General features: G+C 64.0%; 11 protein-coding genes, 1 other RNA gene, 2 pseudogenes and 1 riboswitch. Of the genes and pseudogenes, 5 read left to right on the plus strand and 9 right to left on the minus strand.

Annotated features, from left to right (window positions below; translation table 11 throughout):
• Positions 1-194: 194 nt before the first annotated feature.
• From ABQZ00_RS16105 to ABQZ00_RS16125, 5 genes are all read right to left on the minus strand, one after another.
• Positions 195-2,225 carry an esterase/lipase family protein gene (locus tag ABQZ00_RS16105; protein WP_323538778.1) on the minus strand — a complete coding sequence of 677 codons (2,031 nt, stop codon included), beginning with the start codon at positions 2,223-2,225 and terminating at the stop codon, positions 195-197.
• Positions 2,225-3,262 carry an Lnb N-terminal periplasmic domain-containing protein gene (locus ABQZ00_RS16110; protein WP_323538777.1) on the minus strand — a complete coding sequence of 346 codons (1,038 nt, stop codon included), beginning with the start codon at positions 3,260-3,262 and terminating at the stop codon, positions 2,225-2,227. The genes ABQZ00_RS16105 and ABQZ00_RS16110 overlap by 1 nt, the downstream gene beginning before the upstream one ends.
• Complete coding sequence (locus ABQZ00_RS16115; protein WP_115512493.1) at positions 3,259-3,831, minus strand: TetR/AcrR family transcriptional regulator; 573 nt, start codon at positions 3,829-3,831, stop codon at positions 3,259-3,261. The genes ABQZ00_RS16110 and ABQZ00_RS16115 overlap by 4 nt, the downstream gene beginning before the upstream one ends.
• 93 nt (positions 3,832-3,924) lie before the next feature.
• A complete protein-coding gene (gene ppc, locus ABQZ00_RS16120) occupies positions 3,925-6,639 on the minus strand; it encodes a phosphoenolpyruvate carboxylase (protein WP_323538776.1) in 2,715 nt (904 codons plus the stop codon).
• Positions 6,640-7,216: 577 nt separating this feature from the next.
• Positions 7,217-9,775 carry a S9 family peptidase gene (locus ABQZ00_RS16125; protein WP_503064287.1) on the minus strand — a complete coding sequence of 853 codons (2,559 nt, stop codon included), beginning with the start codon at positions 9,773-9,775 and terminating at the stop codon, positions 7,217-7,219.
• Between the two features lie 180 nt (positions 9,776-9,955).
• Positions 9,956-10,070: riboswitch (S-adenosyl-L-homocysteine riboswitch) on the plus strand.
• Between the two features lie 31 nt (positions 10,071-10,101).
• On the opposite strand from ABQZ00_RS16125, the gene ahcY reads away from it, so the two are divergent.
• Together ahcY and ABQZ00_RS16135 are read left to right on the plus strand one after the other, a co-directional pair.
• A complete protein-coding gene (gene ahcY / locus ABQZ00_RS16130) occupies positions 10,102-11,544 on the plus strand; it encodes an adenosylhomocysteinase (protein WP_055850993.1) in 1,443 nt (480 codons plus the stop codon).
• A gap of 262 nt (positions 11,545-11,806) precedes the next feature.
• Positions 11,807-12,115, plus strand: coding sequence for a hypothetical protein (locus tag ABQZ00_RS16135; protein ID WP_323538775.1), 309 nt, complete (start codon positions 11,807-11,809; stop codon positions 12,113-12,115).
• Between the two features lie 4 nt (positions 12,116-12,119).
• Here the strand turns inward: ABQZ00_RS16135 and ABQZ00_RS16140 are convergent.
• The 4 genes and pseudogenes from ABQZ00_RS16140 to ABQZ00_RS16155 all read right to left on the minus strand — a co-directional run.
• Positions 12,120-12,196, minus strand: a non-coding RNA gene (locus tag ABQZ00_RS16140) — sX9 sRNA.
• Between the two features lie 667 nt (positions 12,197-12,863).
• Positions 12,864-13,754, minus strand: coding sequence for a hypothetical protein (locus ABQZ00_RS16145; RefSeq protein ID WP_323538774.1), 891 nt, complete (start codon positions 13,752-13,754; stop codon positions 12,864-12,866).
• A 300-nt stretch (positions 13,755-14,054) separates the two neighbouring features.
• Positions 14,055-14,856: pseudogene (locus ABQZ00_RS16150) on the minus strand (IS5 family transposase).
• Positions 14,857-15,008: 152 nt separating this feature from the next.
• Positions 15,009-15,227 (minus strand): annotated as a pseudogene (locus ABQZ00_RS16155) (DUF3228 family protein); the annotation flags it as partial.
• A 446-nt stretch (positions 15,228-15,673) separates the two neighbouring features.
• Between ABQZ00_RS16155 and ABQZ00_RS16160 the strand changes: the two are divergent.
• The 3 genes from ABQZ00_RS16160 to ABQZ00_RS16170 are packed head-to-tail and all read left to right on the plus strand — an operon-like array spanning position 15,674 to position 18,676.
• On the plus strand, positions 15,674-17,068 hold the full coding sequence (locus ABQZ00_RS16160) for a cytochrome P450 (RefSeq protein WP_323538773.1): 1,395 nt from the start codon (positions 15,674-15,676) through the stop codon (positions 17,066-17,068).
• Entirely contained in the window at positions 17,061-17,975 is a 915-nt protein-coding gene (locus ABQZ00_RS16165) for a sulfotransferase domain-containing protein (RefSeq protein WP_323538772.1), read from the plus strand. The genes ABQZ00_RS16160 and ABQZ00_RS16165 overlap by 8 nt, the downstream gene beginning before the upstream one ends.
• Entirely contained in the window at positions 17,972-18,676 is a 705-nt protein-coding gene (locus ABQZ00_RS16170; RefSeq protein ID WP_323538771.1) for a sulfotransferase family protein, read from the plus strand. The genes ABQZ00_RS16165 and ABQZ00_RS16170 overlap by 4 nt, the downstream gene beginning before the upstream one ends.
• Positions 18,677-18,774 lie beyond the last annotated feature (98 nt).

Raw genomic sequence — 18,774 nt, forward strand, 5'->3', positions numbered from 1 at the left:
GCGACAAGCGACAACACAAGGATGTTGTCAGAGGGCTATCTGCTGGATGCAAGGCGGGCCGCAACCATCAGGCGTCCGTCGCGTACATCGCACGCGTCACCAGGTGCAGTAGACCTCGCGCGCACCTGCATTGCTGCTTCACTGCGTTTGTCGGCAACTGCCCGCAGCGTCCACCGATCGCGCGTGGCGCCCCCTTACAACATCGCAGGCGTCGCAGCGGGCACGGGCGCGGGCGACTGACCCTGCGCAGGTGCCTCGCCGGCTTCGGACTGCAGCTGCGCATGCAGGATGCGGCGAATCTCCAGAATCGCCTGCGGAGTTTCCTGCACGCTGTGCCAGGAGGTCACCACCAGTTCGGACGCAGCGCCGTCCAGATGCGCGCTGCGATACGGCACCAGTCCATCGTCGGACTCGGCCAGCGGCACCTGCGGTTTTTCGCGGCCGATAATGGTGTGGTACTGCACCTGTGGCGAGATCGGCAGATCCATCGTGGCGCGGACGAACGGGTCGGTATCGCGCAGGTTGTCGATACTGGTGGGCGGCAGCAGGCGGCCCTTGCGCTGGTATTGGCCGCCGTGCCCCTCACGCTCGCTGTTGGCCAGGTCCTGCAGCACATCGCCGAAGTGATCCAGCACGGCAATCGGCAGCCGCACCAGACGTCCGACGAAGCGCCCCAGTCCACCTTCGGCCAATGGCGTGCCGCGGTGCGGTGCGGCGATGAAGATGGCGCGGTCGATCTGCGGCATTGGCGAAAAATGCAGCAATGGCGACAATTTCGCGCGCACCCGTGCGCCGCGCTCGCCTTCCAGTCGATAGTCTTGCAGCAGCGAATTCCACAGCTGTTCGCCGGATGCAGACACCAGCAAACGCCCGATCACCCCGCCCATGCTGTGGCCGATCAACACCATGTCTTGCGAAGCGATCGCGGTGCCGGACGGATCGAAGTGGCGCAGGCTGCGCTCCACCAATGCCTGAATCTCCGCACGATTGACCGCAATCGGCGCGTTGGTCGGGTAATACACCTGCCAGATCTGATACTGCTGACGCAGGGTTTCATCGCCCATCACTTCATTGGCCACGTTGACCCATGCTTCCGGGCTGCTGGCCAGCCCGTGCAGCATCAGCAGTACGCGGCGGTTAGGGTCGTAGGGCTGCATCAGATACAGATGCGGGCGATCGATGCCGCGCGCGCTGCCCAGCATCGAGCGCAGCGATTGCGCGGCAAAGCCCGACTTGGCCAGCCACAGCCCATAGGCAGCGGTGAAGTTGGCCGCCAGCGGCACATGCTGACCATGCAGCACCACCTCGTTCTGGCGATACGGGTCGTACGGCACCACGGTCACCGCATCGGTCCGCAACACCGCATCCAGGGTGTCGCCATCGAAGCGCAACAGCAGCGTTGCCGGTGCGTACGGCATCTCGCTGAAGGTCGGCAGCGGGCGTTCGGGCGAGGTACTTGCGGGGACGGCTTGCTGCAAGGCGAGCCCGGCCGGGTCGCCGACCACCTGGGGGTCCACTTCGGCCACCAGTTCGGCACCGAAGCCATCCCGGCTGTAAGTGCTGCGTAATCCATTGAAGCGCAACGCCGAAGCCGCAAAGATCGCACGCGGCGTGTTGCCGCCACCGGGCAGCCGATACGCGGACATGTCGACGGCCACCTGCCAACGGCCCACCTGCGTCGGTGTGGGCACGGTGTCGCCAGCCTGCTGGGCGCGCGCAAACAAACGCTCGACCACCTGTTGCACGGCGTAGTTGTAGTAGTCGCGCACCTGCGTCTGGCGGTTTTCGAATGCGCGCGCGCTCGGCGCACGCGCGGTAAAGAACAGATAGGCGTAGGCATGCCGCGCGGCTTCCAGCCAAGCCTGCACCGCTGCGTCGCTCATCTGCGCCGGGTGGCGACCGCTCAGGTCGATCGCGTGCGCGGTCCACAATTCGGCTTGCGTGGCGAGGCGGCGCTCATCGCCGATACCCGCCACATTCGTGAGCTGCTGCACGCAAGGCAGCGGTTGCTTGCGGCACGTCTTGGGTTGCAGCCCGGCCACCTGCAAGGTCTCGCTGCCGGCCTGACTGAGCGCACCGGTGCTGAGCACATCGCCACGCGTTTGCGCGATGTAGTCGCCGCTGTTGCGCGCCTGCACTGTGACCATCGCGCAGCCGCTCAACCACATGCACGTCAGTACCGCCGCCAACCCCATGGCGGTGCGACGCAGACGCCTGTGCAGCATCACCGCGCTGCACTCGTCGACGCGCCAGGCGCTGGCGCCTGCGGCATGCCGGCGCGGATGCGTTTGGAAAAGTCCGCCGCGGTGTCGGCGGCGATGGCACGCGCGGTGAAATGTCCACGCTGCTTCAACGTCGCAAAGTCATAGCCCGGCATCAGCCCGTGATGGTCGTACGCATATTCATCGGCGTAGCCGGACAGCAGCAAGCGGTGATCCAGCGGCAAGGTGGGCTGCAGCTGGCGCACCAGGGCGAACACGATCGTGGTGCAATTGCTGGTCAGCGTGTTGTAGAAGGCCGGCTTGCGATTCAAATCGTTAGCCAGCCCCACGTAGCCCATGAACATGCGGCGCAGGCCGGCCTTGGGAATGGCCAGGCGATACAGATACATGTCTTCGCCACGCGCATTGGTGCGCACGCGCAGGATGTCGCGCTCGTCGGCGGCCACCAGGGTTTCTTCGAAGCTGCGAAAGAACCCGCCCACTGCAGAAAACGACTCGCCACGTTCCTTGCGGATTTCCAGCGAAAACACCACGTGCGAGCCGTCGTCGAACCCGAACGAGATCAACGTGTGCGCAATCGCCGGACCCATCCAGTACGACAACGCAAGGTCGGCGCTGACCAGGCGATCCAGATCGTACTGGCGGGTTTCCCAACGCGGGACGTAGTTGGTTTCGCTATGCCAATCGAAATTGCGCACGTTGTGCAGGGTGACGATGTTGCCGTGCACCTCCGGTTGCAGACGCTGGGCGACATCGTCGGCCCAGTCGCGGTCCTGGCTGGGCTGCATGAACCCCCACGACACCGCCAGCACCACGAACGCGGCACCGAAGATGCCCACCAGGGCCCAGTTTTCGCGGCCACGGCGCAAGCCCCACAACGCGGCCAGCGCCATCGCGCACCACGATGCCACCCAGCCGCCACGCACCAAGGCGTTGCCGGTGAGCGCGAAATAGATCGCCAGGCCGCCCCACAGCGCCGCCAGCACCAGCAGCGCGCGCAGCGCCCAGCGACCGATCACCGCGCGGGTGGCCGGTGTCATCGAGTGCCGCCTTCCGGCACGTGCATGCCCAGCGCGTGCATCAGCAGGTCTGCCGAGCGATGCGCCAGACGTTTGCGTTCCGCTTCGTCGTGACCGCGCAGGCAGCTGCCCAGCATGTCGATCACCAGCAGCAGTTGCTCGTCGTCGACATCGGCCCGGCACAGGCCGGCGTCGCGGGCGCGGTGCACGAACGGCAGGAAGATTGCCACCGCGCGCCGGTCGGCCGCTTCCACCGCCGGGTTTGCGCGCTCCATCGAGCGCCAGAAATCCACCAGCGGCGCAGACTGGGCGATGTGCTCGGCCACGTCGTGCAGCAGCACGGCCAACCCATCCGGTCGGTCGGCCAGATCGGCAGCCAGCCGCTCCAGGCCATCCAGCCCGCGCGCCATCAAGGCGGTCATCAGTGCCTCGCGGTCCGGGAAATTGCGGTAAAGGGTGGCGCGGCCAAGGCCGGCACGCTCCACCACCAGTTCCAACGGGGCATTGACGCCGTGTTCGCTGAACACTTCGTCGGCTGCATCGAGAATCTGCCGGCGGCGAAGCGCGGCATCAGGGCGGGGAGTCGTCATCCCGGCATTATCGGACAGATTTGTCCGTTAATGCCAGAGTCCGCTTGACGATTCCGCCCCTTCTCCGACCAACGGTCGGATCAGCCGGTCGGATCAGCCGGTGTTCTGCACGCCTTGCGAGACGCCGTTGACGCAGGCGACCAGCGCGCGCAGCAAGTCGTCGTCTTCGCCATCGGTGGCACGCCAGCGTTGCAGCAGGTCGACCTGCAACACGCTGATCGGGTCGATATAGGGGTTGCGCAGGCGGATCGACAACGCCAGCCGCGGGTCGTGCTGCAGCAACGATTGCTGTTGCAGCAGCGCCTTGACCCAGCGCTTGGTCAGCGCCAGTTCGTCGCGAATCTGCGGGAAAAACCGCGTGTGCAGGTCGCCCGACAAGCGCGAGAACAGTTCGGCGATATTGAGGTCGCCCTTGGACAGCACCATCGCGATGTCGTCCAGGAAGGTGCGGAAGAACGGCCAGTCCTGCGCCATCTCGCGCAAGCTGTCTTCATGCCCGGCATCCACCGCCGCCTGCAAGCCGCTGCCCACGCCGTACCAACCCGGAATCACCGCACGCGCCTGGCTCCAGGCAAACACCCACGGAATCGCGCGCAGATTTGACAGCGCCGCGTCCTGGCCCAAGCGACGCGATGGACGCGAGCCCAGCGTCATGCGTTCGATCACATCGATCGGCGTGGCCAGGCGGAAGTACTGCATGAAATCCGGCGCACCGACGAAGGCGCGATACGCCACAGTGCTGCGTTCGGCAACCAGATCCATCACCGGCCGCCAGTTGTCTTCGCGCGGCTCGGGTGCGCGCGGACGCAGGCTGGACAGCAACACCGCGCCGGTCATCTGCTCCAGCGAGCGCAATGCCAGCGCGCGAATGCCGTACTTGCGATGGATCACCTCGCCCTGCTCGGTGACGCGCAAACGACCATCGACGCTGCCGCGCGGCGCGGCATCCAGCGCACGGCTGGTCTTGCCGCCGCCACGGGCGATCGAGCCGCCGCGGCCATGGAAAAATGTGAGCCGCACGCCGAGCTCGGCGGCTGCTTCCAGCAGCTCGACCTGCGCGCGCTGCAGACCCCAGCGCGAGGCCGCGATGCCGCCGTCCTTGCCGCTGTCCGAATACCCCAGCATCACCATCTGGGTGTCGCCACGCGCGGCCAAATGCTGGCGATACACCGGGTCGGCCAGCAGGTCCTGCACGGTGCCGGTGCCGCCACGCAGATCGTCCACGGTTTCGAACAGCGGCACGATATCCAGCGGCACCGAACCGGCGTCATCGACCAGGCCACCACGCCGCGCCAGGGCGAGCACGGTGAGCACATCGGCGCGGTTATGCGCCATCGAGATGATGTAACTGCCCAGCGCATCGGCGCCGTGGCGCGTGCGTGCATCGGCGAGTGCGGCGAACACCGCATCCAGCCGCGCATTGCCTTCATCGTCCACTTGCGGCAATGCCTGTTCGCCGGACGCGTATGGGCCCAGCAGCGCGGCGCGTTGTGTGGCGTCCTGCGCGTCCCAGTCGTCCTGGCCCAAGGCATCGGCCACCGCGCGCGCATGCACGCTCGATTCCTGACGCACATCCAGCCGCGCCAGATGGAACCCGAAGCTGCGCACGCGCCACAACAGCCGGCGCACCGCAAACCACCCGGCGTGCAGACCCTTGTTGGCCTGCAGGCTGTCCAGGATCAGTTGCAGATCGTGTTCCAGCTCCGATGGTGCGCTGTAGGCGCCATCGGCATCGTCCAGCGTGGCCTGCAGACGCGCGCGCATCAGGTCGTTGAGCAGCCGGTACGGCATGTCGCCGTGGCGCGGGCGCGAGCGTGCGGCAGCATCCGGCAGCAGGGCGCGGTAACGCTCCAGTTGCGCGTTCAACGCCGGACTCACCGCCACCAGCGTGGTCGACTGGCTGAGCAGGCTGGCCAGTTGCCAGAGTTCTTTCTGATAGCGGTCCAGCACCGCGCGGCGCTGCGCATCCAGCGTGCCGGCGATGGTGGTGGCATCCACATTGGGATTGCCGTCCATATCGCCGCCCACCCAGGTGCCGAAGCGCAGCAGGCGCGGCAGGGTCGGCACGCTGCCGTAGGTTTCTTCGATGGCGTGTTCGAGGGTTTCGTACATCACCGGGATGACGCGATAGAGCACCTGGGTGAGATAGAACCCAACGTGCTCGCGTTCGTCGTCCACGGTGGGACGCACCGGCGAGGAGTCGGCGGTCTGCCACGAAGCGGTCAGAGCCATCCGGAAGCGCGCCGCATCGCTGGCGCGCTCGTTGGGCGTGCGCATGCCGTCGAGGTTGTCGACCAGGCTGGCGACCATCAGCTGTTCTTTTTCCAGAAGCGCGCGGCGTACCGCTTCGGTGGGATGCGCGGTGAAGACCGGCTCCACGTCGATGCGCGGGAGCCATTCGCTGAGTTCTTCCAGCGTCACGCCCTGCGCTTTGAGCCGGCGCAGGGCATCGTGCAGGCCATCGGGCTGCGGCGTATCGATGCCGCTACGCTGGTACTCGCGGCGGCGGCGGATGCGATGCACGCGCTCGGCGATGTTGACCACCTGAAAATACGTACTGAAAGCACGCACCAGCGACTCGGCATCGCGCGGCTCACGCCCGGTCAGCTGCTCGCTCAGCGTGGAGGGCGGCGCATCGCTCTCGCGCCGCGCAATGGCGGTGGTACGGACGTGTTCGATTTCATCGAGGAATTCCGCAGACACCTGCTCGGCGAGCAGATCGCCAACCAGTGCACCCAGGCGACGCACATCGTCGCGCAAGGGAAGATCGGGGGTAGCGAACACAAGACTGCTGCGGTACTCGTTCATCGGAAACGCACACCCTCATCAAAGCGCAAAGTCGTCGAAGACTAACCCAAAAGGATTAGAGGGTTGCGACAACCGGGACGGTTTCAGCACGAACCATCGCACCCAAGCACGACGACTTCCGTAGCAGCGCACCCGGCCGCGACGAGGCGTGACCGACGCACTCTCCGATCACGCACGCCAACGCACGCGTGCAGCGCACTTCCGCAATGCGCCACACGCATCCTGCGACCACATAGGCACCGCCCTCGTAGGAGCGCACCCGGGCGCGACGAGGCGTGATCGACTCACTCTCCGATCACGCACGCCAACGCAAGCCTGCAGCGCACCTCCGCACTCCACGTCACACGCTTCCTCCGACCACATAGGCAACCCCACTCGTAGGAGCGCACCAGGGCGCGACGAGGCTTGACCGACGCACTCTACGATCGCGCACGCCAACGCACGCGTGCAGCGCCCCTCCGCACTGCGCGCCACGCGCATCGTGCGAACACATAGGCAACCGCCCTAGTAGGAGCGCACCAGGGCGCGACGAGGCTTGATCGGTAACACCTCATCGCCCGCGGCTCCGCACCCTCGATCAACGCGTGCGCGGAGCGCCCTTCTCCTTCACCGGCTCGCCCAGATTGCTCTGCAGCCACTGCTCGCTCTCGGCCAACATCTGCAGGATCGATTGCCGCGCGCGATACGCATGCGATTCGTTGGGCAGCATCACCAGCTTCGCGGTGCCGCCCAGGCCCTTGATCGCGGCGAACATGCGCTCGCTCTGGATCGGGAAGGTGCCGGTGTTGTTGTCGTCCTGGCCGTGGATCAGCAGCAGCGGGTCCTTGATCTTGTCGGCGTAGTTGAACGGCGACATCGCCTGATACACCGATTGCGCCTGCCAGTAGTTGCGTTCTTCGGCCTGAAAACCGAATGGCGTGAGCGTGCGGTTGTACGCGCCGCTGCGTGCGATACCGGCCTTGAACAGGCGCGTGTGCGCGAGCAGATTCGCGGTCATGAAGGCGCCATACGAATGCCCGCCGATGGCGATGTGCTCGCGGTCGGTAACCCCGCGTCGCACCACTTCATCCACCGCCGCCTGCGCATCGGCGATCAGCTGCGGCACATAGGTGTCGTTGGGTTCGGCATCGCCTTCACCGACGATCGGCATGGTCGGATTGTTGAGCACCACATAGCCGATCGCCAGAAATGCCTGCGGGCCCCAGTAGCTGATCGCATTGAAACGGTACGGCGAGTCGGTGACCTGGCTGGCGGTGTCGGCGCTTTTGAACTCGCCCGGGTAGGCCCACATCAGCAGCGGCCGCGGGCCGTCGCGTTTGGGGTCGTAACCGGGCGGCAGCAACAGCGTGGCGGTGAGGTCCACGCCATCGGCACGCTTGTAGCGGATCTGCTCCTTCTGCACGCCACGCAACTGCGGCAATGGATGCGCGAACTGCGTCAACGCACGGGGTGCAGGCGCCGCATCGCCCAGTGTCTGCACGACGTAGTTGGCAGGTTCTTCAGGCGATTCGCGGCTGAGCAGCAGCTGCGTGCCTTGCGCATCCAGCAGCGCCAGGGGCGCGGAATAGGTGGGCGCCTGCGAATGGAACAACCGCGTGGCGCGCTTGCTCTGCAGATCGAAGCGATCCACAAATGGGCGGTCGCCTTCCGGCGAGGCGCCCTTGCCGAGCAGAAACAGGCTATTGCCATCGGCGCTGGTCTGCAGCAGCGGATGGCCCTTGCCGTCGGCCACCGTCGCCGGGGTTCCCGGGTCGTTGTAGCGGTCCTGCGAGGAGCGGTCCCACAGCAGTTCGGGCGCTTGCTTGGGCTGATCGGGAGCGATGCGCCATTGTTTGATGCGGCGGGTCTTCCACCAGCTTTCGCTCAGGATCGCCAGATCGCCACGGCCCCACTGGATGCCTTCGAATCGGCTTCCCAGTTGCGCCAGCGTCACCGGCGCACGCGTGAACGGCGCGGCCTGCATCCGCACCGCATCGCGGATCTTGCTCTCGCGTGCCGGGTCGCCGCCGTCCTGTGCCTCGGCCCACACCAGCGTGGCCGGCGCATCGGCGCGCCAGGCGATATCGCGCACGCCGGTGGGCACCGCGTCGTTGCCGGTCGGCAGGCCTTCCACCAGTGGCAACTGGGCGATCTGGCGCACCAGCTTGCCCTGCAGATCCAACACCTCGATACGTCGGGCGAAGTTGTCCACCGGCACCAGGTACGAGAACGGCCGCTCGCTGCGTTCGCTCAGGATGTAACGGCCGTCCGGCGATACCGAGAGGTTGAGGTAGATACCGGGCGCGGCAATCGGGCGCACCTGCCCGCTCACCGTGACGATGATCGGCTGACCGGTGGCGTAGTACTCGAACACGCGCGCATCGGCCTCGTTGCGCAGCAGGTCCTGATAGGTCGGCAGCGAGCGCACTCCGGCCGCGGCGCTGGTCTGCTGGATCGCCGGGCCGTCCGGTGTCGCATCGCGCGCGGGCGGTGCACCCTGCCCGTCCACTTGCCGTTGCAGCAGCAACCCGCTGCCATCGGGCAACCAGCGCAGCTCGTCGTTGACGCTGGTGTTCAAGCCGGCCACCAGGCGCCGCGCCTGCCCGGCGGCCACGTCCACCAGCCACAGCTCGTTGGCGCCGCTGGCGGCATCTTCGCGACGGAACGCCAGATAGCGCTGATCCGGCGACCAGCTCTGGTCCGCCAGCGACAACGGCGACGGCAGTCCGGCAATCTGGCGCTCGCTCCCGTCCGCCACCGCCAGCAGCCACAGCTTGCTGGCGAAGGAGAAGCGGCTGGCCGCATGGGTCTTGGGGTGGATGCGCACGCCCGCCAGCTTGAGCTCGGGCTGGGCCACTTCGGCGATATCCGGCAGTGCCGGCAATTGCAGCATCGCGGCCAGGTCGCGTTTGGGCGACAACTGCAGAAGCGGCGCGCGCGGCGCATCCACTACCGCTTGCAAGGCCTTGGAGGGCAGCCGATAACCGCTGCTTGCCGCTGCCGCTGGCGGTGATGCCGGCACGCCGGCCGCCGAGGCCAGCAGCGGCGCACCCAGGACCGTCAGCAACAGCGCACGCACCAGTGCCCGGCCGGTCACCACACCATCGAGCGGATGGCCGCCGGGCCTGGCGAGCGGCGACGCATCGAGCGCCGGCATGCCGCGCCCTTCATCACCGTGCCGGTACCCGTGGTGCGCTTTCCGTTTGGCCTGCATGTCCGTTCCCCGCTCTGGATCGACCCCGGACCATAGCAGCCGTCCGTCGGCCGCTCCCCCTGCCGTTGGTTGGGGTGTGCGGCAATTCATGCCGGACGGGGGTGCTGCCGATATAATCAGACCCTCGTCGAGGGGCGCTGCGACCGCTATGGCAGATCGATCTGCCAACTGCACCAACCGTGCAGATACATACGGCCAGGCTCGACAGGGATTTCTCGTTCAACGGCGCCCGGAATTGCAGACATTCGTCTGCCTACCGGAGCAATTGCATGAACGCTGTCGCAAAAACCGCTGCAAACGACGACTTCAAGGTCGCCGACCTCTCCCTGGCCGATTGGGGCCGCAAGGAGCTGGACATCGCCGAGCACGAGATGCCGGGCCTGATGTCGATCCGCCGCAAGCACGCCACCAGCAAGCCGCTGAAGGACGTGCGCATCACCGGCTCGCTGCACATGACCATCCAGACCGCGGTGCTGATCGAAACGCTCAAGGACATCGGCGCCAACGTGCGCTGGGCCTCGTGCAACATTTTCTCGACACAGGATCACGCTGCCGCCGCCATTGCGGTGAGCGGCACGCCGGTGTTCGCCTGGAAGGGCGAGACGCTGGAAGAGTATTGGGACTGCACCCTGGATGCGCTGACCTTCACCCTGCCCGACGGCACCCAGACCGGCCCGGAGCTGGTGGTGGACGACGGCGGCGACGTCACCCTGCTGATCCACAAGGGCTATGAGCTCGAAAACGGCAGCACCTGGGTTGACGAGCCGGCGTCTTCGCACGAAGAAGGCGTGATCAAGGCGCTGCTCAAGCGCGTGGCCGTCGAGCGCCCGGGTTACTGGGCCCGCGTGGTAAAGGACTGGAAGGGCGTCTCCGAAGAGACCACCACCGGCGTGCACCGCCTGTACCAGATCGCCGAAGCCGGCAAGCTGCTGATCCCGGCCATCAACGTCAACGACTCGGTCACCAAGAGCAAGTTCGACAATCTCTACGGCTGCCGCGAGTCGCTGGCCGATGGCCTGAAGCGCGCGATGGACGTGATGCTGGCCGGCAAGGTCGCTGTGGTCTGCGGCTACGGTGACGTGGGCAAGGGCAGCGCCGCGTCGCTGCGTAACTATGGCGCCCGCGTCATCGTGACCGAGATCGACCCAATCTGCGCCCTGCAGGCGTCGATGGAAGGTTACGAGGTCAACACCATCGAATCCACCCTGGGCCGCGGCGACATCTATGTCACCACCACCGGCAACAAGGACATCATCACCGTCGAGCACCTGCAGGCGATGAAGGACCAGGCCATCGTGTGCAACATCGGCCACTTCGACAACGAGATCCAGGTCGATGCGCTGAATGCACTCAAGGGCGTGGAGAAGATCAACATCAAGCCGCAGGTCGACAAGTACGTGTTCGGCAACGGCAACGCGATCTTCCTGCTGGCCGATGGCCGCCTGGTGAACCTGGGCTGCGCCACCGGCCACCCGAGCTTCGTGATGTCCAACTCGTTCGCCAACCAGACCCTGGCGCAGATCGACCTGTGGGAAAAGCGCGACACCTACGAGAAGAAGGTCTACATCCTGCCCAAGCACCTGGACGAGGAAGTGGCCCGCCTGCACCTGGAAAAGATCGGCGTCAAGCTGACCACCCTGACCAAGGACCAGGCCGATTATCTCGGCGTGGACGTGGCCGGCCCGTACAAGCCGGATCATTACCGCTACTGAGTGATCGGGCGAGTGATCGCCCTTGCAACGATTTGAAACAGACGGGCGCCGCGAGGCGCCCGTTTTTTTATGAGATCAGCAGACCAAACGCGCAATGAATTGTGCCGCCACTGGCGCTGCCTCATGCGCTGAGGGAATATCGGTCACAAGGTATCTGTCGGACGATAGCGCGACTTTGCGGCCGAATCTACGGACGCACGAGGAGCCGAATACACCCAGCACCTTGCCCGGACCCTTAGCGAGCTGTAAGCGAAGGTTGCACATGATGGTTCATGTCGGCGTGGTACTGGATCACCAGATCGTCGTGTGTACGGCCGGCGCCGCGTATCAGCAGTTGCTGATGCTTGGCACCGCAACGAATGACGGAATTGTGCTGGACTTCTGTGGACCACACCAGCAGGCCACGAAATTAAGCGTGCTGCAGTCGCTGCGACTTCCGTTTGCCGATGCACACGTAGGATGGCCACCCGCCGCGGTCTTCGAGCAGCTCAGAGAGCAAGGGTTGGTGCATAGCTGCGTCGTCACCGCAATCTGGACGGCGTCTGACATGGCTGTGCTTGGCGCTGACTAAAAGGGGCCAACAAAACGTGGTGAGCAGTAGTGAGGTGGGTGCGGACGGCGCACTCAGAACCGGAATGTACGAGTGGCACATGCTGATGCCGAGCACCGGCCGCGCCCACCTGACGGTGGGCGCAGTAGTTTTGCTAGCTGCTCTGATATTGCATCAGAGCAAAAAGTACGCCTTCAGTCGCTGATTTTGCGTTTCTGGGTAACCGATCAACGTGGCGTCGGACAGGCGACCTACCGGCATGTAACCTCTGAAATCTCGAGAAGATGGCCGCGCCGGGGCAACTATTATTGAAAAACGTGGGAATACCTAAGAATTGACTTCCAAACTAACGTACTACTCAAAATTGGGGAGGCGTCGTTTTATAGTAACGCATCATCTCTGCAAAAAAATAAGCGGCTAGCAACACGAAGATGCAAAATAAAGCCTCTGGGGTTAAGCCAGAGGCTTTTCTTTATTAGCAGAAGTAGCTCAGAAATCACCGCGTCATTTCACTATCTTTCGCGCTCCGCCATTATGCAAGATATTATACAACCATCTCCATGCCGAGAAGACTGTAAATAGGCACACGAGTCCTGAAACAATGCTCATGACCACCATCCATGGTCTCAAAGTCGTTGTTACCGGCGCGAAATCCGCATGCTGCGGAGCTATGAAACCAGAGAATATACAAACCAAAAAAGATACTGCGAAAAGTAGCGCAATACTCCCCCTAGGACGACTGGCGCTATGCATACCTTTGCCTCTTATTTTAATCATACTTGTAGTTGCAGGTGGACTCAGGCTGTCCATTTACGGTGCCAACAACGCAGACTACTCCGGTCACCTTGCGTACAGGCGCTCCCTGCTCCATGTTGACACCAATAATAAATAATTGATTCACGAATGCAGCAACATCTGCAGTGCTAGACCCAGCAAAGTTATAGACAGTAGCTACGCCCGGGTTCCTCCCCATTTGGTCTTTATTTTGAGGTATGAAGTTTCCCGCATTATCTCTATAAGATCCTGGAATAGGTTTAAAGGTTTGACTAGCTCTGTCCCAAGCATAACGCGCGACCCCTCCATCGGCGTAACGAACGATAATCGGTATTTGAACGTCGCGCGCGAGCACCGGATTCACTCCGTTTACAACTAGCTGAAGATAACCATAGAACGGATGCCCTAAAAGCCAGTTGTGAATAACAACTTGTCTACCGGGATTGTACATATCGTCATACGGGGTGGTAGGAAAACCCGGAGCAGCAATTACTTCTGGTTCTGCTGCTGCCGTTCGCATTGCAGACATATAAGTCGATAAGCCCGACTCGACGGGCAAGGTCGAACTTAATATAACTGGCAAACATTCTGGACGAGGCCGGGGACTTGGTGCACAAGCAGCACCACCCTCCCAAGTTCTCTGCATCCGCCATCTCAAAGTTATGTCGTTACTTGCATTGACAACATAAATATCGGTTATAGATGGAAGAGGACGTGTCTGAGCGTAACGACGAGCAGCAATTTGCATCGCCGTAGTACCGCAACCCTCGCATGTTACGGCCGCCTCATTGGATTGAGCTGACGCATCGGAAGCATACAAAAAAGAACACGCAACTATAGCGGGAAGAAATATCGCACTTAACTTAACAGTCCAATTGCTTAACATTTGTCACTCCGTGATTTTGTTAGGGCTTGATGTAGACCTCCCCGTGCTGCCTACACGCACCTTTTACCATGCTATGGTCCGGTCCGCTACAAATTCATCAGACAAGTGTTAGTAATCGGTCCATTTAGCCATGCTTCCTACCTAGCTGGGCCGGCTGCACGCCTTGACAGCAAGTGACACAAAACCGCGGGTGACGCACCTTGAGAGCAGTTGCTGGAATGGATAGAAATTATTTATAACCATTGTTAATGGAGCTTAGTTTTTACTGACAAAATGTAGCTGCAAACAGGCTAAGAGCCGCTAGCAAAACCGAGGAAGAAGCCGTAAGCAGATGATGGAGCATGCAAGCGAGAGCAACGCCAGGTGGAGATCGATGCGGCGTTCGAAGCGGATGCACAGCTTACCCATGCCTGCGAACCAGGCATGGGTGCGTTCGACGACCAATCGATGGTGGCCCAACCGGTCGTTGCGCTCGACACCCTTGCGTGCAATCCGCGCACTGATGCAGCGCTGTTTGAGGAAGGTGCGACATCGTTGGATGTCCTAGGCCTTGTTGGCATGCGGTTTGCCGGACCAGCGGCGCGGGCGCCCTGGTTTTCCGGAAATTTGAGGCAAGGCGTCGATCAAGTCCTCAAACACCACCGAGCCGTGCCGATTGGCGCCGGTGACGCACAACGCCAAGGGCACCCGTCCCGATCAACGATCAGATGCCGTTTGCTGCCGAGTATGCCGCGATTGGTCGGGTTCAGGCATGTGTAGCCCCCCGGGGGGGGCCACGCTGGCCGGGTCCAGACGTGCTCGGTCAGATCCAGCCGCTCGGCGCGACATCGCTCGGCTAGCAACACCTGATGAAGACGATGCCACACACCAGCGGCTTTCCAAGCGCGCAACCGGCACCAGCAGGTCATGCCGCTGCCATAGCCGAGTTAGATATGGGTAGGTCTTCCCACGCAATGCCTGTACGCAAGACATAGACGATGCCGTTGAGGGCTTGCTTATCACCGATACGCGGCCGTCCACCTTTGTGCGAACGCTTCACTTGCTGAATCAGTGGCTCGATGCGCTTCCACGGCACAATGGGGATCTCTTTGCAACGCGTCATGCCCGTAATGTCGCCATCGGCGAGACAAGATTCAAGAAATTTTGTTAGCCGCTTTCATTTAGTACGTGTAAAACTAAATTGCAAACATCGTGTACGAGCGACGCATTCCGCCATTGATGCCGGACTGCTAACCGAGTTGACCGTCGCGCCTGCTACGGCCGCCAGTTCGCGTTAGCGTCCCAAAATGCCACGCTGCGCCGATACGCGTCGCGGTCCAGCGGCACGCCCGAGCCGCCCTCTTCCACGCCTAGCGCATTGCGCAACATGGTGATCGGCGTCATCGGGATTTCGTCCGGCTCGGCGGTGTAAAGACAACCGACCACGCCCCAGTCCGCATCGATAGGTGCGCCTTTCTTGGCCAGCTGATCGCGGCGATCCCATCCCGCGCGTGACAGGCGTCAAGAATCGGCACATGACGCATCCGCAGTTGAGCACGCTTTAGTCTTTCGCTTTAGTCTTTCGCTTGCGTGGCCCGCCCCGGGCGGGGATGTTTTTCTCGTGGCTGCCTCGCCGATGCAGCGGCGATCACCGCAACAGGCTCTCCTCTTCAATCAGGAATATCGCCATGAAAGTATTTTTTAGATCGCTCTCGCGTTGGGTCCAGAGCTTCGGCGCCCGCAAGCTGGGCTACATCTACACCTATTGATCCGTCCGCCACCGTCGCGTGGCATCCGCGTGAGAGGAGGCGATCCGCCTCCTCGCGCGCCCCTCGCGTCGAGACCTTGGAGCGCAGCATGCACGCGTTCGCCGGCTGCCATCGCGACCGACATGCGGCAATCGGCATGATGCAGTGGCGTGTGCCCGCATGGTGCTGCGCGTGACCGAGGCAGGACGGCTTCCGCCCGGGCCTCGGGGACACTGGGCGTTCGGCAATCGACAGGCATTCACCGCGGATCCGCTGGGCTTCCTGCAAGCCAGTGCACACACTTACGGCGATGTGGTGCGGATCGCCGAGCGCACCTATCTCCTCGCAGCACCGGCGACCATCGCCCAGGTCCTCGGCGACGATGGGGCTCTTTATGCCAAGACCGATCCGGACCCGCGCGCGCGTCGCGCCGCATTTCCCGCGTCGGTCATGAACAGCGACGGTACCGAGTGGCGACACAAGCGACGCACGCTGCAACCCGCCTTCCGCGCCAGCTTGGTGCGCGCCTACGCCATACAGGCGTCCGCTGCGACGCAGGCCTTGCTGCGAACGCATGACGACACCGACCCTGCGCAGGATCTGCGCCCGACCATGACCGCGCTGTGCGCGCAGCTCGGCGCCGGCTTCTTGCTCGGCGATGCGACGCAGGCTCCGGCGCTGCTGCGGATGCTGCCGATGGTCGATGCGATCCTGCAACAGACGCGGACGCCGTCCGCAGCGCCGGCCTGGTGGCCGAGCGTCGGCAAGCGCCGGCTGACTGCCGCACGCGGAGCGCTGGACCTGGCACTGACGCAGATTCTCGATACGTCGCGTCCTGCCGGCACCGACTCGATGCTCGAACTGCTCCGCCGCGACGATCCGCATGGCCGCAGCGACTGGCGGCGCGACGAGGCTGCGGCGATGCTGATGTCTGCGCTGGAACCGATGGCGGCCGGGCTGACCTGGACCTTGTTGCTGCTGGCACAGCATCCATCGCTCGCGCAGGCAGTCGCAGAGGAAGCCGACGCGGCCACCGACCTCGACGCCGCATCCGATGACGCCTGCGGCGATGCCCTCATCGAGCGCCTGCCGCTGGCCCGCGCCTGCGTGAAGGAAGCCATGCGCCTGTATCCGCCGGCATGGATGACCGCGCGCATCGCGCAGCGCGAGACCACCCTGGACGGCTTCGCGGTCCCGCGCGGCACCCAGCTGATCGTCAGTCAATGGGTGGTGCAGCGCGATCCGCGTCACTTTGCCGAACCGGAGCGCTTCGTGCCTGCACGCTGGTTGCAGACGGCCGCACATGCACCAGCGCGCTACACCTACTTCCCGTTCGGCGGCGGCCCGCGCAGTTGCATCGGCAGCATGCTGGCGCAGGTGCAGATGACCGTTGTCGTCGCCAGCCTGTTGCGTCTGCGCACGCTGCACCTGGCGGCGGATGCGCGGCCCACGCCGTTTCCGGCGCTGGTGCTGCGCCCGCTCGACGTCCGCATCGCCCTGCGGCCGCGTACGGCCAGTGTGGCCCTTACCTCGCACGCTGCCATAGCCGCGTCCCTCTCCTACCCTCCAGAACCTCCGCATGGCTGACTCCACCGCATTCGCCAAGACCCGCGAATATCCCAACCGCTTTTTCGATTCCGCAGCGTGGAACGAGCTGGCGTTCCGGCACGGCGACATCATCATCGCCAGTTATGCCAAGGCCGGCACCACCTGGCTGCAACAGATCGTCGCCCAACTGATCTTCGAAGGTGCCGCAGACGTCGATGTTTCGCGTCTCTCACCGTGGCTGGACAGCGTGCATCCGAACCGCGCCAGCAAACTCGCGCTGCTGCAGGCGCAGACCCATCGGCGTTTTATCAAGACCCACCTGCCGGCCGATGCGCTGGTGATCAGTGCGCGCGCCAAATACCTGTATATCGGCCGCGACGGCCGCGACATCGCGCTGAGCCTGTACGACCACCAGTGCGCGGTGAGCCAGGACGCGCAAGCGCGCCTGGACGCTGGCGCGGGAGAGCCCGGCAAGCTGCGCGTGGTGCCGCCGCCGAGCCTGCCGGTGGACGAGTACGTGGCGCACTGGCTGGCGCACGACGGCGCACCGTTCTGGCCATTCTGGGAGGGCGTGCGCAGCTGGTGGCAGCAGCGCACACAGCCGAACGTGCTGCTGGTGCACTACGCCGACCTCCTGCACGACCTGCCGGGACAGATACGCCGCATCGCAGCGTTCCTGGAGATTCCTGTGCGCGACGCGGCCTGGAAGGCGATCCTGCACCACTGCCGCTTCGACTACATGCGCCAGCACGCGGCACGCTACGTGCCGCAGGGTGCCGGATTGTGGCGCGAAGGCGGCAAGGCTTTCTTCAACCAGGGCCGTGCGGGGCGCTGGCGCTCCCTGTTGCCGGCGTCTGTCGTCGCCGCCTACGCGACACGCGCACAGGCGGAACTGTGCAGCGAAGCCGCACAGTGGCTGGCGCACGCCACGGAGCCGGCCACGTGAGCCTGCGCATCATCGGCGCAGGCCTCGGCCGCACCGGCACCTTGTCGCTGAAGCTGGCGCTGGAGCATCTGGGATTGGGCCGCTGCTACCACGCCATGGAACTGGCCGCGCAGCTGCGCCAGGCCTTGCCGTTGTGGGAGCACGCAATCGACGGGCAACCGGACTGGGACGCGATTTTCGCCGGCTATACAGCAACCACCGACTATCCGGGCTGCTGCTTCTGGCCACAACTGGTCGCACACTTCCCGCACGCCAAGGTGATCCTGACCGTACGCGACCCAGACGCGTGGTTCGATTCGGTGCATGCCACGATCTTTTCCGGCGACGGCAGCGTGCCGTCGCTGTTCGGCAACCAGGGCCAGCGGCTGAGCCGGTTCCTGCGCCGCGAGCTGGGCGAGCGGATCGGCGAGCGCGCCTTCATGACCGACTATTTCCGCCGCTGGAACCAGACCGTGATCGAGCGCGTGCCGGCGCAGCGCCTGCTGGTGCTCGATGCCGACACGGAAACGGGATGGGAACGGTTGTGCGCCTTCCTGGAAGTGGCCGTGCCCGCATCGCCCTATCCGCGCGTGCACGCGCGTGGCGCGGGCAACGCACCCGCACGCCCCCTGCCCACCGAGCCGGCGCTGATCGAAACGCGCATGCGCGCCTATCTTGACCGCCTCGCCGAAGAGGCGTTCGCGGCGCCACCCGGCCAATGAGTAGCGCCGTGCGGGCCATGAAGCATCGAGGAACGCATCCCGATCGGATTGAACACTCGGGCAGCGTCGGATCTCACGCAAAGCGCACAGACGACAGC

It is taken from the genome of Xanthomonas sp. WHRI 10204 (genome assembly GCF_040202875.1).
Taxonomy (GTDB): domain Bacteria; phylum Pseudomonadota; class Gammaproteobacteria; order Xanthomonadales; family Xanthomonadaceae; genus Xanthomonas.

Excerpts from the sequence above, each read along its gene's own strand:
- ABQZ00_RS16105 (WP_323538778.1), bottom strand. The coding sequence starts at position 2,225 with ATGCTGCACAGGCGTCTGCGTCGCACCGCCATGGGGTTGGCGGCGGTA.
- ABQZ00_RS16110 (WP_323538777.1), bottom strand. The coding sequence starts at position 3,262 with ATGACACCGGCCACCCGCGCGGTGATCGGTCGCTGGGCGCTGCGCGCG.
- ABQZ00_RS16115 (WP_115512493.1), bottom strand. The coding sequence starts at position 3,831 with ATGACGACTCCCCGCCCTGATGCCGCGCTTCGCCGCCGGCAGATTCTC.
- ppc (WP_323538776.1), bottom strand. The coding sequence starts at position 6,639 with ATGAACGAGTACCGCAGCAGTCTTGTGTTCGCTACCCCCGATCTTCCC.
- ABQZ00_RS16125 (WP_503064287.1), bottom strand. The coding sequence starts at position 9,775 with ATGCCGGCGCTCGATGCGTCGCCGCTCGCCAGGCCCGGCGGCCATCCG.
- ahcY (WP_055850993.1), top strand. The coding sequence starts at position 10,102 with ATGAACGCTGTCGCAAAAACCGCTGCAAACGACGACTTCAAGGTCGCC.
- ABQZ00_RS16135 (WP_323538775.1), top strand. The coding sequence starts at position 11,807 with ATGATGGTTCATGTCGGCGTGGTACTGGATCACCAGATCGTCGTGTGT.
- ABQZ00_RS16145 (WP_323538774.1), bottom strand. The coding sequence starts at position 13,754 with ATGTTAAGCAATTGGACTGTTAAGTTAAGTGCGATATTTCTTCCCGCT.
- ABQZ00_RS16165 (WP_323538772.1), top strand. The coding sequence starts at position 17,061 with ATGGCTGACTCCACCGCATTCGCCAAGACCCGCGAATATCCCAACCGC.